We start from the raw sequence: 3,472 nt of genomic DNA on the forward strand, positions 1-3,472 counted from the left end.
TTTATCTGGTTGGCGCCTCCGGCATCGGATCCGACCGGCTTCGCACCGAGGCGGAAACGGCGCTCGAGAAACTGGCGGGCGTCGATGTCAATGTCGCGGTCGGGCCTGCCCGCATCACGCTCGACGGTTCGAGTTTCATCGCGCTTCAGGTCAGCGACGTCAGCTTGAAGACTTCGGACGGTAAGCCGATGGCCGATGCCGGCCGCGTGCGCTTCGGCGTGCGTCTGTTCCCGCTGCTGTGGGGAGATGTGCGGCTGACCAGCGCCAGGATCTCGGATGCCCGCATCGTCGTGGCGGCGATGCCGTCAGGCGGCGACTGGACCGCCGGCCTGCGCAATGCGGACGGCCTCATCGATCCGGAGAAGCTGTCCGCCGCGGTGTTCGGAAACATCAACCACGCACTCGATGCCGTGCGGGAGGATTCGCTGCGCCGGATCGACCTTCGCAATGTCGAATTCGTGCTGCCCGAAACCGGAGCGATCAAGCTCGTCAAGATCACCGACGCCACCGTCGTGCAGTCGGGCCCGGGCGGCATGCAGTTCTCGTCCACGGCCGACATCGACGGCAGGACGGCTACCGTTGCCGCTTCCGCCTCCCGCGATATCGCGGCGCACCGCGTCACGGCACTGGATGCGAGCGTCGATCTGGCCGATACCGGCGATATGGCGGCCGCTGCCGGCAAGCTGGGAACCGTCGCGCTGAAGCTGACGGGATCGGAAGGGTTCGGCGCGAACGCATCGCGGCTGACGGCCGCTTTGTCGTCGACGGGTTCTGTCCTCGATCTCGGCACGCGAGGACTGCTGCCGGCGGACGTCGATATCAATGCGACGCTGGTTGCGGGCAGCAACAAGATCCAGGTCGACAGATTGCTGCTGAAGACCGGCCGCTCGACATTCGATTTCGCCGGTTCGATCGGGCCGAAGCCGGCAAGCGGAGCGGTGGGTGAAGAACCCTCCTATCGCTACGACCTGACCAGCGACGGATCGTCGCTTGCGCCTTCGGAGTCGCCCGAGCCGGCGCTCACCTTCCTGGCCCGGATTGCCGGCGTCTACAACACGGTGAGCCACAAATTGGTCGCCGAGCAGATCGCGCTCCGGTCCGCCGGCTCCGGCGAGATGCTTGGCACCGCCGCCGTGGCGTTCGTCGACGGCAAAGTGCCGGGGATCAATCTGGCGTTCAACATCCACGACATGCAGGTCTCTCACGTCAAGCAGCTGTGGCCGTGGTTTTCGGCGCGCAATGCCCGGCTCTGGGTGCTGGCCAATCTGTTCGGCGGCCGTGTCGTCGACGCCAACCTTCAGTTCCAGGTGGTGCCGGGCCGCCTGGGCAACGGCGTGCCGCTTTCGGCCGATGAGGTGTTCGGCCGCTTCCAGATCGAGGGATCGCGCTTCGACACCGCCGGCCGCATTCCGCCGATACGCGACGCGGTCGGCGTCGTCGGTTTCCACGGCAACGATGTCGATATCTCGCTATCCTCGGGCACCGTCTACATGCCCAGCGGCCGCACCGTGGCGGCCAGCAACGGCACGCTGACGGTCAAGGCGGCCAACCGCCCGCCGGTCGTCGGCGCGCTCGATATCGACGTCGACGGCGAAGCGTCGGCCGTAGCCGAACTCGCATCCTACGAGCCGATCAACGCCATGCGCCATGTCGGCATCCTGCCGGAAGACCTGTCGGGCAGCGTCACCGGCCACGTCAAGGCGGATATTCCGCTGCAGTCCGGTGTCGACTCCTCGAAGCTCGATTGGCTGGTGTCGCTCGACTATAGCGGCATGTCCTTGGCCAAGCCTTTCGAGGGCCAGATCGTGACGGATGCCGACGGTTCGATCACGGTCGATCCGGAGAAGGCGGTGATCTCCGCCAAGGCATTGCTGAACGGCATTCCGGCCGAACTCGATCTGGTCGAGCCGCTCAGGGATGACGGGCCGGCGCGCAGCCGCAAGGTGGCTCTGGTGCTTGACGACAAGATCCGCGCCGCCGCCATGCCCGGCCTGAAGCCGCTGCTTGCCGGAACGGTGAAGGTGGCGATCGACAAGAACGGCGGCGGCGACCAGAACGTCTCGGCCGATCTGACCAACGCCAGGCTGGACATTCCCTGGGCCGGCTGGGGCAAGGGGGCAGGGGTTCCTGCCAATGTCACCTTCGTCATGACCAAGTCCGGCGACACCACGACGCTGTCCGATTTCGACCTTGACGGAAAGACGTTCTCCGTCGACGGCAGCATCGTGCTGGTCAATGGCGCCTTGTCGTCGGCGCGGTTCAGCAAGGTCACCTTGAACAGGGGCGACGACGTTGCCGTGTCGGTGAAGCGGTCCGGCAAGGGCTATGCGGTCGAGATATCGGGCAACGCGCTCGATGCCCGCTCGCTGATCAAGCAGTTCACCTCGGACGTCGACACGGCTACCAAGACCACCGGTTCCGATGCCATTTCCGTCAGCGCCGATGTCGACCGGCTGACCGGTTTCCACGACGAGCAATTGTCCAATCTGAAGCTCGACTACAGTGCTGCCGGTTCGCGGGTGAACGGGCTGAAGGTCAGCGCCACGGCAAGTTCGGGCGCCGCCATATCGATCAGCAACACCACCGGCGCCGGCCGGCGCGCGCTCAACATGCAGTCCGCGGACGCCGGCGCCATCCTGAGATTCCTCAATATCTACGAGCATATGGAAGGCGGAACGATCACCCTGGCGCTTGCGGGGCCGAGCGACGGATCGCTGAGGGGCAAGGTCGACACCAGCAACTTTTTCGTGGTCAACGAACCGAAATTGGCCTCCATCGTCTCGACCACGCCGGCCGGCGACAACCGCAGCCTCAATCAGGCGGTCAAAGGCAAGCTGGATACGTCGCGGGTGAAGTTCGAACGCGGTTACGCCGAGATCGACAAGGGCAGCGGCTATCTGAAACTGGCCAATGGCGTGCTGCGCGGACCGCGCATCGGCACGACGTTCCAGGGCACGCTCTACGACCAGGACAACAACATGGACATGACCGGCACATTCATGCCGGTCTATGGCCTCAATCGCATCTTCGGCGAATTGCCCATCGTTGGCGCGCTGCTCGGCAATGGCCGTGACCGTGGCCTGATCGGCGTCACCTACCGGCTCAAAGGCAATGCCAACAAGCCGCTGCTGGACATCAATCCGCTGTCGGTGATCGCGCCCGGAATATTCAGGTCGATTTTTGAGTATAGGTGAGTGGCGCGGATCATGGTCGCCGCGCGCAAAGTGTCAAATCAACCGGTCCGTCGCTTCGGCACCGCAAGGCGGCGGGGATGGTCAGTTGATTGCCTGTTGGAAGTTGCTTGAGCCGGAATTAGCCGAGTACAGGATACCGTTCTTGCCGAGCCAGTATGTGCCGCTGGCAACGTTCTCCCAGTAGAAACCCGTAGTGCCGACGCCGATGGTCGTTCCGCCGACAAACCCTTCGAAGGCGCTCGCCGATGACGAATATTGGTATTGGCCAAGATTGTTGT

2 protein-coding genes are annotated in these 3,472 nt (G+C 64.2%); one reads left to right on the forward strand and one right to left on the reverse strand.

Annotation, left to right across the window (positions count from 1 at the left end; all coding sequences use genetic code 11):
• The coding region (locus tag EN939_RS25785) for a DUF3971 domain-containing protein (RefSeq protein ID WP_127270606.1) at positions 1-3,194 on the forward strand (3,194 nt) is incomplete at its 5' end.
• 81 nt (positions 3,195-3,275) lie between these two features.
• On the opposite strand, the gene EN939_RS25790 is transcribed toward EN939_RS25785, so the two are convergent.
• The coding region (locus tag EN939_RS25790) for a hypothetical protein (RefSeq protein WP_206528338.1) at positions 3,276-3,472 on the reverse strand (197 nt) is incomplete at its 5' end.

It is taken from the genome of Mesorhizobium sp. M7A.F.Ca.CA.002.05.1.1 (assembly GCF_003998335.1).
Taxonomy (GTDB): domain Bacteria; phylum Pseudomonadota; class Alphaproteobacteria; order Rhizobiales; family Rhizobiaceae; genus Mesorhizobium.